Below are 18,572 nucleotides of genomic sequence, written 5' to 3' on the forward strand. Positions count from 1 at the left end.
TCATCAACCCAGCTCACAAGCCTGCTAATCAACAACGCCGGAGCCCTGGGGTCTAGCCGAGACAAAACAGCGCGGAAGGTCTTCTCACTGGGCCGCCGGAACCGGACCCCTAATTGGGCCAACACATCATCGGGAGCGGTGGCCGCCCATGTGGCAAAACCAGCATAGCCGCGCATCCCCGCGGCAGTGGCCAGAACCGCGATCGCCAACAAAGCCATCAGCGAATACCTCCGACCGCGTGGGTCCCTCGGGTCTGGCACCGAGGCCAACACATCGAGAAACTCCGATCCGATGAGCTCGCTGCGCTCACCAGGACTCCAGCGGTCGAACACCTCTGGAACCGACGACACACGCAATACTGAAACGGTAGGCACGGGCAACTCCAGACCAACGACGAACAGTAACCAACTCGATCGTTCTCCAGATAGCCCGTGCCTACACTCCGGCCCCAATAGCGCGGCACCAAAGATCATCAACCCAGCTCACAAGCCTGCTAATCAACAACGCCGGAGCCCTGCACCTGAGGGCAGTTCGCCGCATCGGTTGACGGCGCCGCACCGGGCGTTCCCGGCGGCAGCACCGCTGCGGCGATCGTTAGGGCCGCGGCTACCGCGACCGCCCCAACTCCAAATTGGACCGACCTACGGGCAAACAAAGCGCGCACAGGAAGATGTTAACCACTTCGGCACCTGTTGGCAGGCTTTGAAGAATTGGCCCCCACGCCATGCACCGCACTGCACTTTGATACTCAATGACCGCGCCGCACACACACCGCAACGGCCTAAATAGCGCCGCATGCGGATATCGGTCGAGTTCCACCTGAGCTTCGAATACTCCGCACTGCAGCAGTTGCGGCAGGCCGCGGATCGCCCTGGCTTCGAAGGGATTTGGGACTGGGACCACTCTTGTGGGCCGGCGGAACTCGCCGAGCCGACGTTCGAGGGCTGGACGACGCCGGCCGCCATGGCAGCTGTTACCCAACGGACGAGGATCGACCCTCTGGTAACCGGTGTGATCTTTGGCCATCCGGCGATCCTGGCGAAAATGGCAGTGACCGTCGACCACATCTGCGTCGGTCGACTGCACGTCGGCATCGGCGCCGGGTGGCACGAGGCACCCGGCAGTCGAGAACCAGGTTGACCGCCAACTTGCCCTGTTACCCGAGTTCAGCAGGCTTGGCTGCGAACACATGGTCCTGGCGTTCCGGCAGCCACCATCGCTAGGCCTGCTCGAACGGTGCGCCGCCCTCGGTTGACCAGCATGGCCTTCGGGCGCGGATGACGCATCAGCGGTTGGCCGGTCGGTAGCCTCACCAAGCATGACCGACATCGTCGTCGTCCGGGTCAAGCCGGGTAGTCGCAAAGGCCCCCTGGTCGAGACGGGTTCCGATGCCGAGCTAACCATCTACGTACGCGAGCGGGCGGTCGACGGTAAGGCCAACGAAGCCGCAGCCCGGTTGCTCGCCGCCCACCTTCAACTGCCGAGAAGCCGAGTTGAATTGGTGGCGGGGGCCACGTCGCGGTTGAAGCGCTTCCGCGTCGAGCGCTGATCGCCTTCGGGGGTCCGCCCACGCCGGGGACCACCGCGTTCACATGGTGGCCAAGGCGTATCTGCCCCGTGATCTCGCCGCGACGGCGGACAACGATGCTCAGTTCATGCCAGCGCTTGCCGTCACCTCAGTGCTGATCATGGCGGCACTTTGCATCGGCTACCTATGCGGCCGCCGGGCCGGCTCAACCCGCTCGGGCCGGATCAGGCGCAGGCGCAGGACGGCACTGGCTGGCATGGCGTTCACGGTCATTGCGCTGGTTGTTGTCCGCCGCGCCCGGCGCAGCTTGCGGCGCCGACGCAATTCCATTTCCATACAGGTAGCGAAACATGTTGCCCCGCTGGGGTTTTGGGAAGCGCCGACGCGCGCCCTCAAACAACTGCGCGGCTGCTAGCCCGCCCGAGCGCTCGACGCCGGCGCTTGGGCACCAATCCCGGGATGTGACACCCGCCCTAGCGCGACCTCAATTCAGCGGGATTGGTTATCCCCGTACGGCAGAACACACGTCAGGCCTACCTCCATTACCCGTCGACATAGGATGTTCCTATGGGGCGGTACGTTGAAAATCTGGGCGTCAGAATCTGGACGCAGAGTTTTGGGAGCCGTGCCGACAGGGCAATCCTTCTCATATCCGGCGCGATGGCTCCAGCTATCTTCTGGAACAGCAACTTCTGCGAGCGTCTCGCCGATCTAGGATATTTTGTCTTACGCTTCGACAGCCGTGACATCGGTGATTCAACGCATTTCCCCCCGGCAAGAGATGTCGACGCTGATCCGCCATACACCATCGATGAAATGGTTGACGATGTTCGAGCCATACTAGCCGACCATGATCTGAATACCGTTGTACTCATCGGACATTCACTCGGCAGCACCGTGGCTCAACTGTTCGCGGTCAAATACCCGGAACGGGTCGAGAAGCTGTTCTTGATGTCATCGCCGATAATCGCCACGGGTAACAACATATACGCCGAGACGGATAGCGAGACGCTCGCCGCCATGTGGCAAGTGCTGATGTCCAACAAGATGTACCCAGATTACAAACGTGGCAAAGAAGAATTTTTCAAAGTCTGGCGATACCTCAACGGCAGCTTTGAATTGGACACCGACTTAGCCGATGAATACACCAAGCGCCTCTATGAAACGGAAGTCATCGAGCCAGCATATAATCACACCAAGGTTCAGGTGGGCATCGACGACACCTGGACCGAGCTAAGCGAACTCGAAATCCCGATACACTTCATTTACGGCGAAAAGGACCAGTTGGCGTCGAACGTCGGGAATATACAGATCCTGGCCAACTCCCTGCCGAACGCTCATCTGACCGTTCTCAAAGGTGCCGGCCACATGTACTTCCATAGACGCATATGGCAGCAAATACTGTCGGTCCTCACCGAGGCCCTGGCCTAATACCGTTCGGCCCCGTCCCGTATCACCTGCCCTTTCGTTGCGACGACCAGGTGATATCGCGCGGCGACACCGGCAGTATCGATTGCGTTGCAAAACCACTCGGGGGTGTGATAACCGCATCGGTAATTTCACCTGCACCCGACAACCTCCGGCCATCTCGGTAATATCAGCCCGGCAGAGTTCAAACTCTGAAGGTTCACCAAGAGGGTCTCCTTACTCGCGTGGCCGCTCGAACGGCGGTGACAGATCAGGCTCGCGAGCTCCGGCCGGAGGCCACTCGACACGCACGTTCGTCACGGTCGTTCGCGTTAGCCGCGAAGCGACGTCGGTGACCAGGACGTGCCTAGAAGGGAGTGTGATGGCGTTGCCCGACCTGCCCGATAGCGATCCGGGTCGCCCGAATGTGGTTGCCGAGGCTTGGCGAAGTATCAAACCCTCGGTCTTCGTTCCGGCGTCATTGGTGATCGTGACCATGATCGTTGTTTCAGTCGTCTACGCGCAGACCGCCGCCAATGCATTCGTGAAGCTCAACGCCGCAATCACCGCTGGGGTCGGGTGGTGGTACATCCTGGTCGCCACGGCTTTTGTCGTGTTCGCGCTCTACTGCGGTATCTCGCAGATCGGCACCATCCGGCTCGGCAGCGACGACGAGGTACCCGAGTACGGCTTTTGGGCATGGCTGGCGATGCTGTTCAGCGCGGGTATGGGCATCGGTTTGGTGTTCTACGGTGTGGCCGAGCCGCTCAGCCACTACGCCCATCCACCTCAGTCCCGCGGCGTGCCCGCACTCACCGATGCGGCGGCCAACCAGGCGATGGCACTGACCCTGTTCCACTGGGGTCTGCACGCGTGGGCGATCTACGTGGTGGTTGGCCTCGGCATGGCCTACATGACCTATCGGCGGGGACGCCCCTTGTCGGTGCGGTGGCTGCTGGAGCCGGTCTTGGGGCGGCGCCGAGTCGAAGGCGTGCTGGGACACGCGGTCGATGTCGTTGCCATCGTGGGAACACTGTTCGGTGTCGCCACATCACTGGGCTTTGGCATCACCCAGATTGCCTCCGGCCTGGAGTATCTCGGCTGGATCAAGACGAACAACTGGTGGATCATCGCCATGATCGGCGCGATCACCGCCGCCGCGACGGCATCGGTGGTCAGCGGTGTCAGCAAGGGTTTGAAGTGGCTGTCAAACATCAACATGGCATTGGCGGCCCTATTGGCCCTGTTCGTGCTGTTACTCGGACCGACACTTTTCTTGCTGCAGTCGTGGGTGCAGAACTTGGGCGGCTACGCTCAGTCCCTGCCACAGTTCATGCTGCGCACCGCGCCGTTCTCGCACGACAGCTGGCTCGGCAACTGGACCATTTTCTACTGGGGCTGGTGGATCAGCTGGGCGCCGTTTGTCGGGATGTTCATCGCGCGGATATCGCGCGGGCGCACGATCCGAGAGTTCATTGGGGCGGTGCTGCTGGTACCCACCGTGATTGCCTCGCTGTGGTTCACCATCTTTGGTGACGCCGCGCTGTTGCGCCAGCGAAACGACGGCGACATGCTGGTCAACGGCGCCGTGGACACCAACACGTCGCTGTTCCGATTGCTCGGCGATCTGCCCATCGGCGTCATCACCAGCGTTCTTGCGGTGCTAGTGATCGTGTTCTTCTTCATCACGTCGTCGGACTCGGGTTCGCTCGTGATCGACATCTTGTCCGCGGGTGGCGAGCTGGATCCGCCCAAGCTGACCCGGGTGTACTGGGCGGTGCTCGAGGGGACCGCCGCCGCGATATTGCTGCTGGTTGGCGGCTCCGGGTCGCTGACCGCGTTGCAGACCGCTTCCATTGCCACCGCCCTGCCGTTCTCCATCGTCATGGTGGTGGCGTGTTACGCCATGCTAAAAGCGTTCCGCTTCGATCTACTCACCACGCCCAGGCTGCTGCATGTCACCGTGCCCGACGTGGTATCGGACGGCAACCGGCAGCGCCGCGACATCTCCGCGACCCTGGCCGGGCTTATCGCGGTTCGCGACGTCGATAGCGGTACCTGCAGCGTGCACCCCGACACCGGCGCGCTAACCGTCATAACTCCACCAGATCCGTTGGGCGGGCACATGTTTGACACCAGCGAGCAAGACGGCCAAAGAAATCCAACATCGTCGGCGTAGGCCGCGAAGCCAACCGGCCGACGCCGCCCCTCGCAGTGGCCCCCGCGAGCTATTGGTTCACGGGGGTCACTACGAGTCAGCAATCGATACCGGACTACTCGAGATCGAACCGGTCGTTGTTCATGACCTTGGCCCACGCCGCGGCGAAGTCCTCAGCGAACTTCTGCTTGGCGTCGCTTTGGGCATAGACCTCGGCCAGTGCGCGCAGCACCGAGTTCGAACCGAACACCAGATCGTTGGCGGTGGCCGTCCACTTGAGCTGCCCCGAGGAGCGGTCGCACCCTTCGTAGACGTTCTCCGCCGCGTCCGAGGCCTTCCACTCCGTGCCCATATCGAGCAGGTTCACGAAGAAATCATTGGACAGCACGCCCGGCTTGTCGGTGAACACGCCATGCTTGGAGCCGCCGTGATTGGCGCCCAGCGCACGCAACCCACCAACCAGCACCGTCATCTCCGGAGCCGTCACCCCGAGCCGATACGCCCGTTCGATCAGCAGGTGCTCCAGCGGAGCCTTCTCACCGACCCGGACATAGTTGCGGAATCCGTCCGCGCGCGGTTCGAGCACCGCGAACGACTCCACGTCGGTGTTCTCCTGCGATGCGTCGGTGCGCCCGGGGGAGAACGGCACCGAGACCTCGTGACCGCCATCCTTGGCCGCCTTCTCGACCGCTGCCGAGCCAGCCAACACGATCAGGTCGGCAAGCGAAATCTTCTTGCCGCCGGCCGCCGAGCTGTTGAAGTCCTGCTGGATTCCCTCCAGCACAGACAGCACCTGGTCGAGGTCTGCGGGCTCGTTGGATTCCCAGCTCTTCTGCGGTTCCAGACGCAACCGCCCTCCATTGGCACCGCCGCGCTTGTCGGTGCGCCGGAAGCTGCTCGCCGCCGACCATGCCGTCTTGACCAGCTGCGCAACCGTCAGGCCGGACGCGAGCACCTTGCTCTTCAGCGCCGCAACGTCCTTGGCGTCAACCAGCTCGTGGTCAACGTCGGGCACCGGGTCTTGCCAGAGCTGCGGCTCGGCAACCCAGGGTCCGAGGTAGCGGCTGACCGGTCCCATGTCCCGGTGCAACAGCTTGTACCAGGCCTTGGCGAACGCCTCGGTCAGCTCCTCCGGATGTTCCAGCCAGCGCTGGGTGATCCGCCGATAGATCGGGTCCTCGCGCATCGATATGTCGGTGACCAGCATCGTCGGGGCGCGCCCCGGCCCGCCGAACGGATCGGGGATCGTGCCTGCGCCGGCACCATCCTTGGCCGTGAACTGCCACGCGCCGGCCGGACTCTTGGTGAGCTCCCACTCGTAGCCGTAGAGCAGCTCCAGGAATCCGTTACCCCACTGGGTGGGGGTCGGGGTCCAGACCACTTCGAGACCGCTGGTGATCGCGTCCTTGCCCTTGCCGCTACCAAACGAGCTCTTCCAGCCAAACCCCTGCTGTTCGATCGGGGCGGCCTCCGGCTCGGGACCGACCAGGTCGGCGTCGCCGGCACCGTGGGTCTTGCCGAAGCTGTGGCCGCCGACGATCAGTGCGGCGGTCTCCTCGTCGTTCATCGCCATGCGGGCGAAGGTTTCCCGAATGTCGTGCGCGGCGGCAACCGGATCGGGCTTGCCCTCGGGCCCCTCGGGGTTGACGTAGATCAAACCCATGGTGGTCGCGCCGTAGGGTTGGGCGAGGTCGCGCTTGCCCGAGTAGCGCTTATCGGTGCCCAGCCAGACGTCCTCTTCGCCCCACATGACCTCTTCGGGCTGCCAGACGTCCTCACGACCGAACCCAAAGCCGAAGGTCTTGAATCCCATCGAATCCAAGGCACAGTTCCCGGCGAAGATAATCAGGTCCGCCCAGGAGATCTTGCTGCCGTACTTCTGCTTGACCGGCCACAGCAGTCGGCGTGCCTTGTCCAGGCTGACGTTGTCCGGCCAGCTGTTGAGCGGAGCGAATCGCTGCATGCCCTGGCCACCGCCGCCGCGACCATCTTGGATGCGGTAGGTACCGGCGGCGTGCCAGCTCATCCGGATGAACAGGCCACCGTAGTGGCCATAGTCCGCGGGCCACCAGTCCTGCGAGGTGGTCATCACCGACATGACGTCGGCCTTGAGCGCATCGACGTCGAGCTTGGCGAACTCTTTCGGGTAGTCGAAATCAGCACCGAGCGGGCTGGCCTGAGACGGGTGCGGGTGCAGCATCGACACGTCGATCTGGTTGGGCCACCAGTCCCGGTTGGTCATCGGCGCGTGATCCTGCGGGGTGGGGGAGGAGATTGCGGGGCTTTCGCTTTCGCTATTGCTCTGGGTCGAGGTGTCGGGTTGAGGTGGGCGGCTATCGGATGACACAGCATTCCTTCCAGGGGTGGGTGAATCGGGCTGCGATCACGGCTGTGACCGGGGCATTGCGGTTGAACAATCGGGGCACATGCCCCAAAAAATGACTTCGGCCTCGTCGACAACGAAGCCATCCAGCACATTGCTGTCGTCCGAGGGGGCCAGACACGGAGCCTCACCGACGGCACAATCGATGTCGGCAATCGCTCCGCAGGATCGGCAGACGACATGGTGGTGGTTATCGCCGACGCGGGATTCATAGCGGGCGACCGATCCCGACGGCTGGATGCGACGGACCAGGCCCACCGAGGTAAGTGCGCCGAGCACGTCATATACGGCCTGCCGGGACACGTCGGGCAGGATTTCGCGAACCGCCGAGTAGATCGTTTCGGTGTCGGCGTGTGGGTGATCGCCCACGGCCTCGAGCACAGCAAGCCTCGGCCGGGTGACGCGCAGATCGGCCATACGCAGCTTCTCTGTGTAGTCCGCCGTTGACCCCACTTCGCCACTATGACTCGCTATCTTGAATCGGTCAAGAGTTTCCGCTCGCCATCAACGCACAATTGGGCCGGCGCGCTCAGCCCCTTGCTCCGACACCTTCGGGCCCGCATCACATCGCGCCCTGCGACGGTCGCGCCCGCGGCCGTTTGCCAGTTGAAAACGATTGCACAACAAGCACACTCAGACACCGGTGCCGCCACGCGGTCGCGCGCCGGCAGGGTTGACGACAACACCGTCAAGCCACTCCGAACACCGGCCATCTATCAGGTAGATTGATATCAGACACCCTGATATAGCTGGGGCCGCAATGTTCAGAGATGGGATCTGAAATGTCCAATCCGAAGCCACCGGCTTGGCTCAAGCCGATGAACAAAGCCATGGTGACCCTGCAGAAGATCGGCGTCGTCGCGGGCCCGGTACGGGTACTCACCGTGACCGGCCGCAAGACGGGGCTGCCGCGCAGCACCCCGGCAACCCCGTTCGTACTCGATGACTGCGTGTATGTGGTCGGCGGATATCCAGGTGCGGACTGGGTGCGCAACGCTCGCGCGGCCGGCAGCGGAACCGTTACCCGGGGACGCAAGAAGCAACAGGTGGTCTTCACCGAACTCACCGCAGCCCAGGCGGTTCCCGTGCTGGCCGCGTTTCCGCACAAAGTTCCTCGGGGCGTCGGCTTCTTCAAGCGCTCCGGCTTGGTGCGGCAAGGAACGGCCGAAGAGTTTGCCGCACTGGCCGGGCAGTGCGCCGTCTTCCGGCTCGACCCCACCGCGCAGAACTAGCCCGATCCACGAGCCTCGTCGCCGCCACCGTGGTGCCGGCTTCGGGCGATGTCGACCAAGATCCGCCCGGAAGTCCGCGCAGCGAGTCTCGCTTCCCGTACGAAATATTCTGGACTGATTAACCTTTCGATCCAGTTCGACTGCCCCGGCAAATGCACCCGAACGGAATGCGGTCGCCGCGGCACGACACCGAGGGAACCGGAATTTGGTACCATCGCGCGGTGCACAAGCCGGCTGCACCGAGTAGCCGCATCGGAGCGCAATCGGTGTCCCGGCGCGACGTCCTCAAGGTCTGCAAGTTTGCCTTGGCACCGGCTTTGTTCGGCCTCGGGACACTCGCCGAAAGCGTCGACGCACCCCGGGCCGGCGCCACCAGCGTGAGGTTGATCGACTTTGCCAAGCAGCGCATCTCACCAGAGCTGATCAAGTCGGCAAGCTATGACGGCGTCGTGAACTACGTATCCGAATCGCGCCCGGGAGCGAACTTCCAAGCAAAACCCATCACCCGCGAATACGCCGACGAATTGCGAGCGGCGGACCTGCACATCGTCAGCAACTACCAGTACGGCAAGCCCGGTGGCTCAGCGCCGTCGGATTTCACCCGCGGCCGTTCCGGTGGTGTGCAAGACGCCCAGACTGCCCTACGCCTGCACAGCGCGGCAGGGGGCACAGCGTCGGCCCCGATCTTCTTCAGTGTCGATGAAGACATCGACCCGCACACCTGGGACACCGCTGCCGTGGAGTGGTTCCGGGGAATCAACTCGGTACTCGGCGTCGAGCGCACCGGTATCTATGGACATTCCCGGGCCTGCGCGTGGGCGGTCAGAGACGGGGTGATCGGAAGCTCGACCACGCCGGAGCATCGGTGGGCATGGCAGACCAGGTCCTGGTCGCATGGTCAGCGCGAGCCCGCCGCGGTGCTGTATCAAGAGGTCGTCAACAGTCCCACACACCCAAGTCCGCTGTTAGGCGAGATACGTGTGGACGTGAACGAGGTCCTCGCCGCCGACTTCGGGCAGTGGGATCTGGCGCGGTGATCGGCTAGCGGAACCTGCGGGGTGGCCGTGGGTTCATTCGGTGCTGCGTTCCACGGGACGATTGGGATCCGAACACCACTCCGACCATGAACCCGGGTACAGCGCCGCGTCGCCGCCCGCGGCGACCAAGGCCGCCACGGTGACTGCGGCGGTGATGCCCGAGCCGCAGTAGGCGCCCATGGCGCCGTCCCGATCAATGCCACATCCGGACAGGAGTTCGTCGAGCGCGCCGGTGTCCACAAACGTTCCGTCCGCGGTCAGGACGGCGCCGCTGGGAAGGTTCTTCGCGCCGGGAATGTGGCCGCCGACCGGGTCGATCGGCTCGACATCACCACGGAAGCGCTCGGGCGCGCGGGCATCGAGCAGTGTCGTGACTCCTGCGCCAACTTGGCTCGCCGTCAATGTCGGACGGCTTCCGACGTACAAATCCTCATGCAGCACAGACACATTGCCGGCGCGGGGGTGAACGGCTCCCGTCTGCAAGTGCCCACCGGCGCGGCGCCACGCGCCCAGACCTCCATCCAGGATGCGCACATTCGCTACCCCTGCCGTGGTCAACAGCCACCATGCTCGGGCCGAACCGGTCCGGTTCCAGTCGTCGTAGACCACGACCAATTCGTCCTGCTGCACTCCCCATCGGCGCGCGGCGATCTCGAGATTGCGCCCCGACGGTAGCGGGTGCCGGCCGCGCCCGGCGACGGTGTGGTCGCTGAGTTCCGCCTCGAGCGACACATACACCGCTCCCGGTAGGTGGCCGCGCAGGTAGGACGGGTGCCCGTCGGGTTCGCCGAGCTGCCATCGCACGTCCAATATCGTCACCGGCAAGCCGGCCCGGATGTGGTCGGTCAACTCAGCCACAGAGATCAGCACCTGCCCTCTAGCCTGCACCTGTCCACCTCTTCTTCAGGAGTCTTCTGCGAGCTGGCGACACGCACCGATGAGCCTACGGATACCTCCCGAGTACCCGTCGCCGGTGCGACGAACGCACCGCGACGGCCTTTCCCGGCCCCGCGACCAGTGGCTAGGGGCCAGCAGTGTCGCCGGGGCCGTAGGCCAAGGCGATCTCGCGTGAGCCCAGCCAGCCCGAGTAGGTCGGTCGGGACGGCCATCCGGCGGGCGAATCCTGCCATTGCTCCTGGCGCCCCCACGGCAGCAGGTCGATCAGCCCAAACATGTAGCTGAGTTGCTCGGCGCCTCGACCGGTCGTATGCCAAGTGCGGTAGACGGTGTCACCATCACGCAGTAACACATTGACCGCAAAGCCTCCGCCGGCCGGCGCATCCAGGTCAGCGGCGAACGAGCTCTCCGAGGACGAATACCACGGCATCCTGTTGCCCACCTTGTGCTTGTAGGCGAGCGCGTCGTTGATCGGCCCGGTCGTGACGATCACAAAACGCGCGTCATAGTGAGCCAGGAACTCCAGCCGGGTGAACTGCGACGTGAAGCCGGTACACCCGCCGCACTGCCACTCGGCGCCATCGGTCCACATGTGGTGGTAGACGATCAGCTGCGCGCGGCCATCGAACACATCGACCAGCCGGACCGGCCCGTCCGCACCGATCAGCGTGTAGTCGGCCAGCCGCACCATCGGCAACTGGCGCCGCTGCGCGGCAATCGCATCCAGTTCGCGAGTGGCAGCCTTCTCGCGCTCGCGCAGCTCGCCGAGCGCGGCGCGCCAGGTCAGGTGATCAAGGCTTGCTGGCAGGGCCTTTGCCATGGAATCCGCCTTTGAGGTCGATGTTTGGTGATCACTTGTTATGACCGCCGCGGCGGCCGGAAGTCATCGCGCCAGGGCCGTCGATGCCCCTACGGTGGCCTTTCACCGCGCGGTTCTGACGGATAAGTGCAGGCCAGCACCGCATCGGAGGTGGCAGTGTTTGCCGTTCTCGGCTGGCGGGAAACCCTGCAGGGGTTGGGGGACGGGAAATCTTGGGGGGCCGGTGGGCCCGGAAAGGCACACAACCATGGCTCAACGGCTGGTACCGCATTTCGACGACGTCCAGGCGCATTACGACCTATCCGACGATTTCTTCCGGCTATTTCTGGACCCCACCCAGACCTACAGCTGCGCCTACTTCGAGCGCGACGACATGACACTGGAAGAGGCACAGATCGCCAAGATCGACCTGGCGCTGGGCAAACTGGGCTTGGAGCCCGGCATGACACTGCTCGATATCGGCTGCGGCTGGGGCGCCACCATGCGCCGCGCGATCGAGAAACACGACGTCAACGTCGTCGGCCTCACCCTGTCCAACAACCAGGCCGCCCACGTGCAGAAATCGTTCGACCAGCTGGACACCGCACGCACCCGGCGGGTGCTGCTGAAGGGCTGGGAGCAGTTCGACGAGCCCGTCGACCGCATCGTCTCGATCGGCGCGTTCGAACACTTCGGTCACGACCGCTACGACGACTTCTTTGCGATGGCGCATCGGGTCTTACCGCGCGGCGGGGTGATGCTGCTGCACACGATCACCGGCTTAACCCGAGAGCAGATCAGCGATCGGGGAATACCGATCTCGATTGACATGATCCGATTCGTCAAATTCATTGTGACCGAGATCTTCCCGGGCGGCCGGTTGCCGTCGATCGACATGGTGCAGCAGCACGCGGGCAGGGCGGGCTTCACGCTGACCCGTCGCCAGTCGCTGCAGCCGCACTATGCCAGAACCCTGGCTCTGTGGGCCCAAGCCCTGTACGCCTACCGGGACGAGGCCATCGAGATTCAATCCGAAGAAGTCTATGAGCGCTACCTGAAATACCTGACCGGCTGCGCAGATGCCTTCCGCCGCGGTCACATTGACGTCAATCAGTTCACCCTGCAGAACTAGCCCGCGATCGGCGTTCCGGGCGCTGCATCTTCTCGAGGTCGGCGCGCCATCGCAGCTTGGACTACAACGACACGGTCAACGAACGGCCACAATTCATCACGATTTGCACACCGCACTGGCATCGCCTGACCACGGGTGCGACGGTGTTGCGGTGAGTGTTGACGTCGGCCGTTTCGAGCACGGCTCCCGCACCCAGTGGATGGACGCCCCGCCCCGGCGGTGTAAGCGTGGCCACTGGCTGCTTCCGGGGCACATGATCGTTGCGGTCATCCGATGCTCGTGTGGTCGGCACACCTGCTGGGAATGCGAATGCGGCGCTACCACGTATCGACCGGCGCTGACCCACTCTTGCACCATTGTCCGGGACGTGCATGCACCGCTAGATCCTTCTCAACTGGTCAGCTGAGGCAGTCTCCGAACCCGCACCGCGGCGCCGACGCCAGTAGCTTGCTAGGGATTAGTCGAACCGAGCGTTTGCGACTGCGGCGTTTGGTCTATATATAACGCATACCCCGAATTGAGGAAGGGCGACAATGCGGCTCATTGTGCCAACCACCGTAGCGACCGCAGCGCTGCTGTTCACCGGATGCTCTGCCTCCGAGATCGTCAACACCGGCGGTGACACCAAGTGCAAGGACTTCACCACGCAAGACGAGAAGAAACAGAGCGAAGAAGTCGGCAAGATGCTCAAGGACAAGAGCGGCAAAGACCCGACGAACCTCGAGATCTCGGCCACTCGTCTGTCCGCAATGACTTACTGCCAAGCGTTGGGCAAGCCCGACACCAAGATCTCCGAAGCGCCACACGGCTAGCACCATCTTCGCCGGACGCCTGTCCAGGACGGGACGTATTGGCTATCACCCAGCAACCTGCGGGACCACGGTGTCACCAGAATTGGCGTGACGCTAGATTTTGGTGATGAGCAGCGACATCCCCAGTGCGGTGCAGCGAATCTTCGCGCTGGCCGACCAGGTGCCTGGATTCATGCCGGCCGATGAGGGGGAGGCCCTGTTCAACGCCGCGCTGCGGTACTTCAATGGCGGGCTCGGTGTGGAAATCGGGACCTACTGCGGCAAGTCCACCCTGTTGCTCGGCGCCGCGGCGCAACAATGCTCCAGCGTCCTCTACACCGTCGACCATCATCACGGCTCTGAGGAACACCAGCCCGGTTCGGAATACCACGACGATTCACTGGTCGATGAGATCACTGGACTGTTCGACACCCTTCCAACCTTCCGGCGCACGCTGGACTCTTCCGGCCTGGACGACCATGTGGTGACCGTCGTGGGCAAATCGCCGATCGTGGCCCGGGGGTGGCGATCACCGCTGCAGTTGCTGTTCATCGATGGAGGTCACACCGAGGCTGCCGCCGCGCAGGACTTCGAGGGCTGGGCCAGATGGGTGAGCCCAGGGGGAGCGCTCATCATCCACGATGTGTTCCCCAACCCCGCAGACGGCGGCAGGGCGCCGTACCACATCTACCGCCGTCCCATCGATTCCAGTCAATTTCAGGAGATTTCGGCGACCGGGTCACTACGGCTTCTCGAGCGCACTAGCGGGGGCCCCGGCGACCAGATCGAGGTTAGCGGCCGGGCCTGCTGACGACGCACTCGCAATCGAAGTCGGTTTGCAGGCCCGTGGGCAGCGCATGCCCACGGAAGATGCCGGCACCCCGAGTGGTATTCGATAGCGCATCCGCGGCGAGGATCATCGCCGCAGCGGTCCAGGTGGTGCGTTCCTCGGGCCAACGCTTCCCGTCTGCGAAGACCAATCCCGTCCAGTAGGACCCGTCGTCTTCGCGCAGGTGCTGCATCGCCGCGAACTGTTCATGCGCCGCGGCGCGGTGACCGATGGCGTCGAGCGCCAGCACCAATTCGCATGTTTCGGCTCCCGTCACCCACGGCCGGTCGTCGACGCAGCGAATACCGAGGCCGCCGACAACAAAGTCATTCCAGCGGTGGTCAATTCTGGCGGCCGCTGCCGGCCCGCGTAGCGCACCGCCGAGGATGGAGTAGTACCAGTCCATCGAGTAGCGCTCCTTTTCAGCGAACGCCTCCGGGTGCGCGACGATGGCGTGGCCAAGCCGACCGAGCGCCAGTTCCCACTCCGGCTGGGGCTCCCCGACAAAATCCGCCAGCGCCAGCGCACACCTCATGGCGTGAAAGATGCTGGCGCACCCGGTCATCAGGGCCTCCGTCAGTGGCCCGGACTCACTTCGAGCCCAACATATTTCGCCATTACCCACCTGCAGGTCGATGACGAAGTCGATCGCCTTGCGCACCACCGGCCACATCGTGACGGCGAATGACTTGTCGCCGGTCACGAGCACATGGTGCCAGATTCCGGTCGCGATGTAGGCACAGAAGTTACTGTCACTGTTTTCATCTTCGACAGTGCCCGTGCGGATTTGAATCGGCCATGACCCGTCGGCCCGCTGCGCGCGGCGACTCCAGTCGAATGCGGCGCGCGCCTGCTCGAGAAGTCCGGCAGCGGTGAGCGCCATCGCACACTCCACATGATCCCACGGGTCGGTGTGGCCACCCACAAACCACGGGATGGCGCCCGAGGGTTCTTGTGCGGAAGCAATGGATTGGGCCGTCTGCCGACATTGATCGCGAGTCAGGGCACCCGGCACCGCCGGCGGACTAGGCCGATGCAACTGAATGTCCCAAATCTGCTGGGCTTTGCGCCGATTCCCGCTTGTCGAAATACATCGCGACACTCTTACCCACCAGCGGATTGAGAACCGACTCGGCCATCCGCGCTACCCTGGGCCGCCGCATCAGATCCCACACCAGCAGCTTGTGATACGCGGCCACCAAGGGGTGGTCCGCATTCGACACACCGACAGCGCATTTCAGCCACCAGAATGGCGAGTGCAGCGCATGGGCGTGATGGGCGTGGGTCAAGGCCATTGGGTGGCGAGTGATCTTTTCGCGCAACTCGCTGGCCCGGTAGACCCGCACGTGGCCACCTTCGTTGCTGTGGTACTCGTCCGAGAGCAGCCAGCACACTCGCTCGGGAAGCCATCGCGGCACGCTAACCGCAAGGGTGCCACCGACTTTGAGCACCCTGACCAGTTCAGCGATTGCTGCGTCGTCTTGTGGCACATGCTCCAGAATCTCGGACGCGATGACGCAGTCGAATGTTTCGTCCGGATACGGCAACGCAAGCGCGTCACCGAGAACCACTTTCGCCGATGCCGCGGCCGGCGCCTCACCCGTCTGCGCCATTGCAGCCAACATGGTGTCCACCGCACGCAGTTCTGCCGCATCCCGGTCGAAGGCGACGACATCGGCACCGCGTCGGTACGCTTCGAACGCGTGCCGGCCAGCACCGCAGCCCACGTCGATGACCGTGGCGCCAGGACCGATACCTAGGCGGTCGAAATCAACTGTCAGCATTGAGCATTGCTTTCAGGTGCGGTCGTTGTTCGCTCGATCGCAGCGGCATAGACTCGCACGGTTTGCGCGGCCACCGCTTCCCAGCTGAACACACCGAGGGCCCGCTGCCGCCCGGCTTCGCCGAGGCTGCGACGCTTGTCCGGAGAATCGAGAAGCTCGCCCAGCGCGTGGGTCAGCGCGCCGACATCGGCGGCCGGAACCAGCTGCGCGCAGGCACCGTCAGTGCCCAACACTTCGGGCAATGCTCCTACCCGGCTGGCGACTATCGGAGTTCCGCTCGCCATCGCTTCTACCGCGGGAAGCGAAAATCCCTCGTAGAGAGAAGGAATGCAGGCGACCTCAGCCGAAGCGAACAAGGCCGCTAGCTGCGCATCCGAGAGCCCGTTGCTGATGTGAACGATGTCGGAGACCCCCAGTTCGGCGATGAGTTTTTCGGTGGGGCCATTGGGTTCCACCTTCGCCACCAGCCGTAACTCAATCTCGCGGTTCACCCGTAGCTTGGCGACTGCGTGAAGCAGTGTGCTGACCCCTTTGAGGGGCGTATCGGCACTTGCGATCGCCATGACGCGGCCCGGTTTCCGTGGGCCGACTCCGGGCTCGAACAATTCGGTGTCGACGCCGAGTGGCACCACATTTAGCTGATCGGGCGAAACTCCGAAATCAGTGACGATGTCCGCGGCCGATGACGAGGAGACGGTCAGCAGGTGCGGCAGCTGGCGCGCCACCTGCTTCTGCATGGCAGAGAATCCATACCAGCGGTGCACCAACGGTTTTCGCCACCATCGCGCGGCCGCGAGATCAAGCACTCTGTCCCGCGTGATGGGGTGGTGGACGGTGGCCACCACCGGTAGCCCCATGGCGGCGATGCGCAGCAGGCCGGTTCCCAGGCTCTGATTGTCGTGCACGAGGTCGAAGTCGCCAATGCGATCGGCCAGCAGTCGGGCGACGCGCAGCGAGAAGGTTCGCGGCTCGGGAAAGCCCGCTGTCCACATGGTGAAGAGTTCCAGCAGGTCTATTGAATCGCGGATCTCGCTCGGATGCGGGACCCGAAACGGATCCGGCTCGCGGTAGAGATCAAGACTTGGCACTTCGGTCAGCCGCACCCGCGGATCAAGCAGCTCCGGATAGGGCTGCCCGGAAAAAACTTCGACGTCATGGCCGAGGTCCACCAACCCGCGGCTGAGATGACGCACATAGACACCCTGTCCGCCACAATGAGTCTTACTGCGATAGGACAACAGGGCAATTCGCATACTTAACTCTTCTCCACTGGTGAGCGGCCAGGGAAGCGCGCCAAGCCCAGGGCGGTCAACGAAGCCTCGGACGCCGCGACAGCAAACTGGACATTTGTCCAGACTATAGTTCGATGAACTAATCGACGCAACGCGTGCAGACGCTGGCTCATGCCCGCCGGCCGCTACTGCGGGCTTCGCGAACCCAGCTGTGCCTCGGGCCGCAAGTCGTCGAACAGGTGGTCACCACCGGCGGCCGCGGCCAGCTCGCTGCCCAGCGCCCGTGCGTGCTTGAAGAGGTTGTGCCCGGCGATGAAGAAGATCCCGTCGCACTGCCAGACCCCCACGCCGTCGGAACCCCACGGTAGCTCGGTGACCCAGCAATGCCGGATGTCGACGGGAGCGGGATCAAGCCCCGGCAAAGCGCGCTCAACGTAGGCATTGGCCCGCTCGCCTAGCCGGGCAAGCGCTGCGGGCGCCAGCAGGCCACCGCCGGGAGCGTCAACGTATTCGTTGAGTCCGACGGCGTAGCGCCGGTTGCCAGCCTCCGCGGCCGCATAGATGCCGGTCTCACCGAAACCGGTGGCACCGTCCTGCAGGCACGCCAGCCCAGGTGGCGGCTCGCCGCGAACGCGATAGGTGAGACGCACGTGGGCACCCTCGCGCACGGGCAGCGCTAGACCGACACCGCGAGCCAGCGCAGCGGTCCCGCGCCCGGCGCACACGACCAGGCGGCCATGCTCGGCAACCGCGCCGCCGGTGCGAACTTCGACCGTGCCGGCGGAGGTGGTGCGGACCAGCAGGACCTCGTCGGTGACCAACCGGTCAGCCAGCGCGGCCGTGAGTGCCGAGATCGCCCGCGTGGTGCGAATCGCCCCACCGCGCTCGTCGAGCACCGCGACGCCGTCGAAGTCCGCGTAGATCGGTAGCCGACGGTGCAGTTCGTCGGTGCCGATCCGCCGCGCAGGGCAGTCGCCGACAGCCTCGAGCACACCCAACCGACGCTCGGCCACCGGGCCAATAGCCACTACTCCATCACTGCAGAGCAGTTCCACACCCAGGCGCCGCCCCCATTCGTCCCAGATCAGCCGGCTCCTTTTGGCGAGGGCAACCATGCGGGCATCGTCGTGGGCATGCCGAAAGATGCGCGACTCACCGCCTGATTGCCCGTGACCGGGCACCCCACGCTCGTAGACGGTCACCGAGATGCCGCCCAGGGACAGGGCGTAGGCGGTAGCCAGACCGACGATCCCGGCCCCGACAACCCCAACATCGGTGCAACGCACACTCCCAATCAACCACGACTGTCGATGTTTGTCAGTCGGGCGACACCCGCCTCACCCAGGTGCCGACGACCTGGCAA

The 18,572-nt window shown here is 63.9% G+C and carries 18 protein-coding genes and 1 pseudogene; 10 read left to right on the top strand and 9 right to left on the bottom strand.

Annotated features, from left to right (window positions below; all coding sequences use genetic code 11):
- Positions 1 to 47: 47 nt before the first annotated feature.
- Positions 48 to 374 (bottom strand): annotated as a pseudogene (locus MPSD_RS30855) (transposase family protein); the annotation flags it as partial.
- A gap of 421 nt (positions 375 to 795) precedes the next feature.
- On the opposite strand from MPSD_RS30855, the gene MPSD_RS14820 reads away from it, so the two are divergent.
- The 5 genes from MPSD_RS14820 to MPSD_RS14840 all read left to right on the top strand — a co-directional run bounded on the left by MPSD_RS14820 (position 796) and on the right by MPSD_RS14840 (position 5,114).
- Complete coding sequence (locus MPSD_RS14820; RefSeq protein WP_020787325.1) at positions 796 to 1,140, top strand: LLM class flavin-dependent oxidoreductase; 345 nt, start codon at positions 796 to 798, stop codon at positions 1,138 to 1,140.
- A 178-nt stretch (positions 1,141 to 1,318) separates the two neighbouring features.
- Positions 1,319 to 1,549 carry a DUF167 domain-containing protein gene (locus MPSD_RS14825; protein WP_012394608.1) on the top strand — a complete coding sequence of 77 codons (231 nt, stop codon included), beginning with the start codon at positions 1,319 to 1,321 and terminating at the stop codon, positions 1,547 to 1,549.
- A 43-nt stretch (positions 1,550 to 1,592) separates the two neighbouring features.
- A complete protein-coding gene (locus MPSD_RS14830; RefSeq protein ID WP_020787324.1) occupies positions 1,593 to 1,943 on the top strand; it encodes a hypothetical protein in 351 nt (116 codons plus the stop codon).
- A 152-nt stretch (positions 1,944 to 2,095) separates the two neighbouring features.
- Positions 2,096 to 2,959, top strand: coding sequence for an alpha/beta fold hydrolase (locus MPSD_RS14835; RefSeq protein WP_015355793.1), 864 nt, complete (start codon positions 2,096 to 2,098; stop codon positions 2,957 to 2,959).
- Between the two features lie 358 nt (positions 2,960 to 3,317).
- Positions 3,318 to 5,114: a BCCT family transporter gene (locus tag MPSD_RS14840; protein WP_086085414.1), complete on the top strand. Its 1,797-nt coding sequence runs from the start codon at positions 3,318 to 3,320 to the stop codon at positions 5,112 to 5,114.
- A gap of 94 nt (positions 5,115 to 5,208) precedes the next feature.
- Here the strand turns inward: MPSD_RS14840 and katG are convergent, their stop codons facing one another.
- Both katG and MPSD_RS14850 read right to left on the bottom strand, forming a co-directional pair.
- Positions 5,209 to 7,440, bottom strand: a complete 2,232-nt coding sequence (gene katG, locus MPSD_RS14845; protein WP_036426551.1) for a catalase/peroxidase HPI — start codon at positions 7,438 to 7,440, stop codon at positions 5,209 to 5,211.
- Between the two features lie 36 nt (positions 7,441 to 7,476).
- On the bottom strand, positions 7,477 to 7,929 hold the full coding sequence (locus MPSD_RS14850) for a Fur family transcriptional regulator (RefSeq protein WP_036426550.1): 453 nt from the start codon (positions 7,927 to 7,929) through the stop codon (positions 7,477 to 7,479).
- Positions 7,930 to 8,258: 329 nt separating this feature from the next.
- On the opposite strand from MPSD_RS14850, the gene MPSD_RS14860 reads away from it, so the two are divergent.
- On the top strand, positions 8,259 to 8,708 hold the full coding sequence (locus MPSD_RS14860; RefSeq protein ID WP_011740210.1) for a nitroreductase family deazaflavin-dependent oxidoreductase: 450 nt from the start codon (positions 8,259 to 8,261) through the stop codon (positions 8,706 to 8,708).
- A 221-nt stretch (positions 8,709 to 8,929) separates the two neighbouring features.
- Complete coding sequence (locus tag MPSD_RS14865; RefSeq protein WP_051153793.1) at positions 8,930 to 9,745, top strand: DUF1906 domain-containing protein; 816 nt, start codon at positions 8,930 to 8,932, stop codon at positions 9,743 to 9,745.
- 33 nt (positions 9,746 to 9,778) lie between these two features.
- On the opposite strand, the gene MPSD_RS14870 is transcribed toward MPSD_RS14865, so the two are convergent.
- Both MPSD_RS14870 and MPSD_RS14875 read right to left on the bottom strand, forming a co-directional pair.
- Positions 9,779 to 10,633, bottom strand: coding sequence for a sulfurtransferase (locus MPSD_RS14870; protein WP_015355787.1), 855 nt, complete (start codon positions 10,631 to 10,633; stop codon positions 9,779 to 9,781).
- A gap of 133 nt (positions 10,634 to 10,766) precedes the next feature.
- A complete protein-coding gene (locus tag MPSD_RS14875) occupies positions 10,767 to 11,462 on the bottom strand; it encodes a DUF899 domain-containing protein (RefSeq protein WP_086085413.1) in 696 nt (231 codons plus the stop codon).
- A 247-nt stretch (positions 11,463 to 11,709) separates the two neighbouring features.
- On the opposite strand from MPSD_RS14875, the gene MPSD_RS14880 reads away from it, so the two are divergent.
- The 3 genes from MPSD_RS14880 to MPSD_RS14895 all read left to right on the top strand — a co-directional run bounded on the left by MPSD_RS14880 (position 11,710) and on the right by MPSD_RS14895 (position 14,175).
- The gene (locus MPSD_RS14880) at positions 11,710 to 12,573 is read left to right on the top strand and encodes a cyclopropane mycolic acid synthase family methyltransferase (protein ID WP_012394617.1); all 864 of its coding nucleotides are present in this window, start codon (positions 11,710 to 11,712) and stop codon (positions 12,571 to 12,573) included.
- 533 nt (positions 12,574 to 13,106) lie between these two features.
- Positions 13,107 to 13,385 (top strand): hypothetical protein, encoded by a 279-nt coding sequence (locus tag MPSD_RS14890; RefSeq protein ID WP_020787315.1) that lies wholly within the window; start codon positions 13,107 to 13,109, stop codon positions 13,383 to 13,385.
- A gap of 106 nt (positions 13,386 to 13,491) precedes the next feature.
- Positions 13,492 to 14,175, top strand: coding sequence for a class I SAM-dependent methyltransferase (locus tag MPSD_RS14895; RefSeq protein WP_086085412.1), 684 nt, complete (start codon positions 13,492 to 13,494; stop codon positions 14,173 to 14,175).
- Here the strand turns inward: MPSD_RS14895 and MPSD_RS14900 are convergent.
- From MPSD_RS14900 to MPSD_RS14915, 4 genes are all read right to left on the bottom strand, one after another.
- Positions 14,156 to 15,232, bottom strand: a complete 1,077-nt coding sequence (locus MPSD_RS14900) for an MMP endo-(1,4)-3-O-methyl-alpha-D-mannosidase (protein WP_086085411.1) — start codon at positions 15,230 to 15,232, stop codon at positions 14,156 to 14,158. The genes MPSD_RS14895 and MPSD_RS14900 overlap by 20 nt on opposite strands.
- Positions 15,219 to 15,977, bottom strand: coding sequence for a class I SAM-dependent methyltransferase (locus tag MPSD_RS14905; protein WP_020787313.1), 759 nt, complete (start codon positions 15,975 to 15,977; stop codon positions 15,219 to 15,221). The genes MPSD_RS14900 and MPSD_RS14905 overlap by 14 nt, the downstream gene beginning before the upstream one ends.
- The gene (locus MPSD_RS14910; RefSeq protein WP_015355781.1) at positions 15,971 to 17,230 is read right to left on the bottom strand and encodes an MMP alpha-(1->4)-mannosyltransferase; all 1,260 of its coding nucleotides are present in this window, start codon (positions 17,228 to 17,230) and stop codon (positions 15,971 to 15,973) included. Before MPSD_RS14910 ends, MPSD_RS14905 begins: the two co-directional genes overlap by 7 nt.
- Positions 17,231 to 17,394: 164 nt before the next feature.
- Entirely contained in the window at positions 17,395 to 18,495 is a 1,101-nt protein-coding gene (locus MPSD_RS14915) for an NAD(P)/FAD-dependent oxidoreductase (RefSeq protein WP_086085410.1), read from the bottom strand.
- Between the last annotated feature and the right edge of the window lie 77 nt (positions 18,496 to 18,572).

The sequence above is a fragment of the Mycobacterium pseudoshottsii JCM 15466 genome (assembly GCF_003584745.1).
Taxonomy (GTDB): Bacteria; Actinomycetota; Actinomycetes; order Mycobacteriales; family Mycobacteriaceae; genus Mycobacterium; species Mycobacterium marinum.

What these genes read in the sequence shown, in the direction of transcription:
- MPSD_RS14910 (WP_015355781.1), bottom strand. Translation starts at nt 17,230, where the DNA reads ATGCGAATTGCCCTGTTGTCCTATCGCAGTAAGACTCATTGTGGCGGA.
- MPSD_RS14875 (WP_086085413.1), bottom strand. Translation starts at nt 11,462, where the DNA reads ATGGCAAAGGCCCTGCCAGCAAGCCTTGATCACCTGACCTGGCGCGCC.
- MPSD_RS14835 (WP_015355793.1), top strand. Translation starts at nt 2,096, where the DNA reads ATGGGGCGGTACGTTGAAAATCTGGGCGTCAGAATCTGGACGCAGAGT.
- MPSD_RS14840 (WP_086085414.1), top strand. Translation starts at nt 3,318, where the DNA reads ATGGCGTTGCCCGACCTGCCCGATAGCGATCCGGGTCGCCCGAATGTG.
- MPSD_RS14860 (WP_011740210.1), top strand. Translation starts at nt 8,259, where the DNA reads ATGTCCAATCCGAAGCCACCGGCTTGGCTCAAGCCGATGAACAAAGCC.
- MPSD_RS14880 (WP_012394617.1), top strand. Translation starts at nt 11,710, where the DNA reads ATGGCTCAACGGCTGGTACCGCATTTCGACGACGTCCAGGCGCATTAC.
- MPSD_RS14820 (WP_020787325.1), top strand. Translation starts at nt 796, where the DNA reads ATGCGGATATCGGTCGAGTTCCACCTGAGCTTCGAATACTCCGCACTG.
- MPSD_RS14905 (WP_020787313.1), bottom strand. Translation starts at nt 15,977, where the DNA reads ATGCTGACAGTTGATTTCGACCGCCTAGGTATCGGTCCTGGCGCCACG.
- MPSD_RS14895 (WP_086085412.1), top strand. Translation starts at nt 13,492, where the DNA reads ATGAGCAGCGACATCCCCAGTGCGGTGCAGCGAATCTTCGCGCTGGCC.
- MPSD_RS14825 (WP_012394608.1), top strand. Translation starts at nt 1,319, where the DNA reads ATGACCGACATCGTCGTCGTCCGGGTCAAGCCGGGTAGTCGCAAAGGC.
- MPSD_RS14830 (WP_020787324.1), top strand. Translation starts at nt 1,593, where the DNA reads ATGGTGGCCAAGGCGTATCTGCCCCGTGATCTCGCCGCGACGGCGGAC.
- MPSD_RS14890 (WP_020787315.1), top strand. Translation starts at nt 13,107, where the DNA reads ATGCGGCTCATTGTGCCAACCACCGTAGCGACCGCAGCGCTGCTGTTC.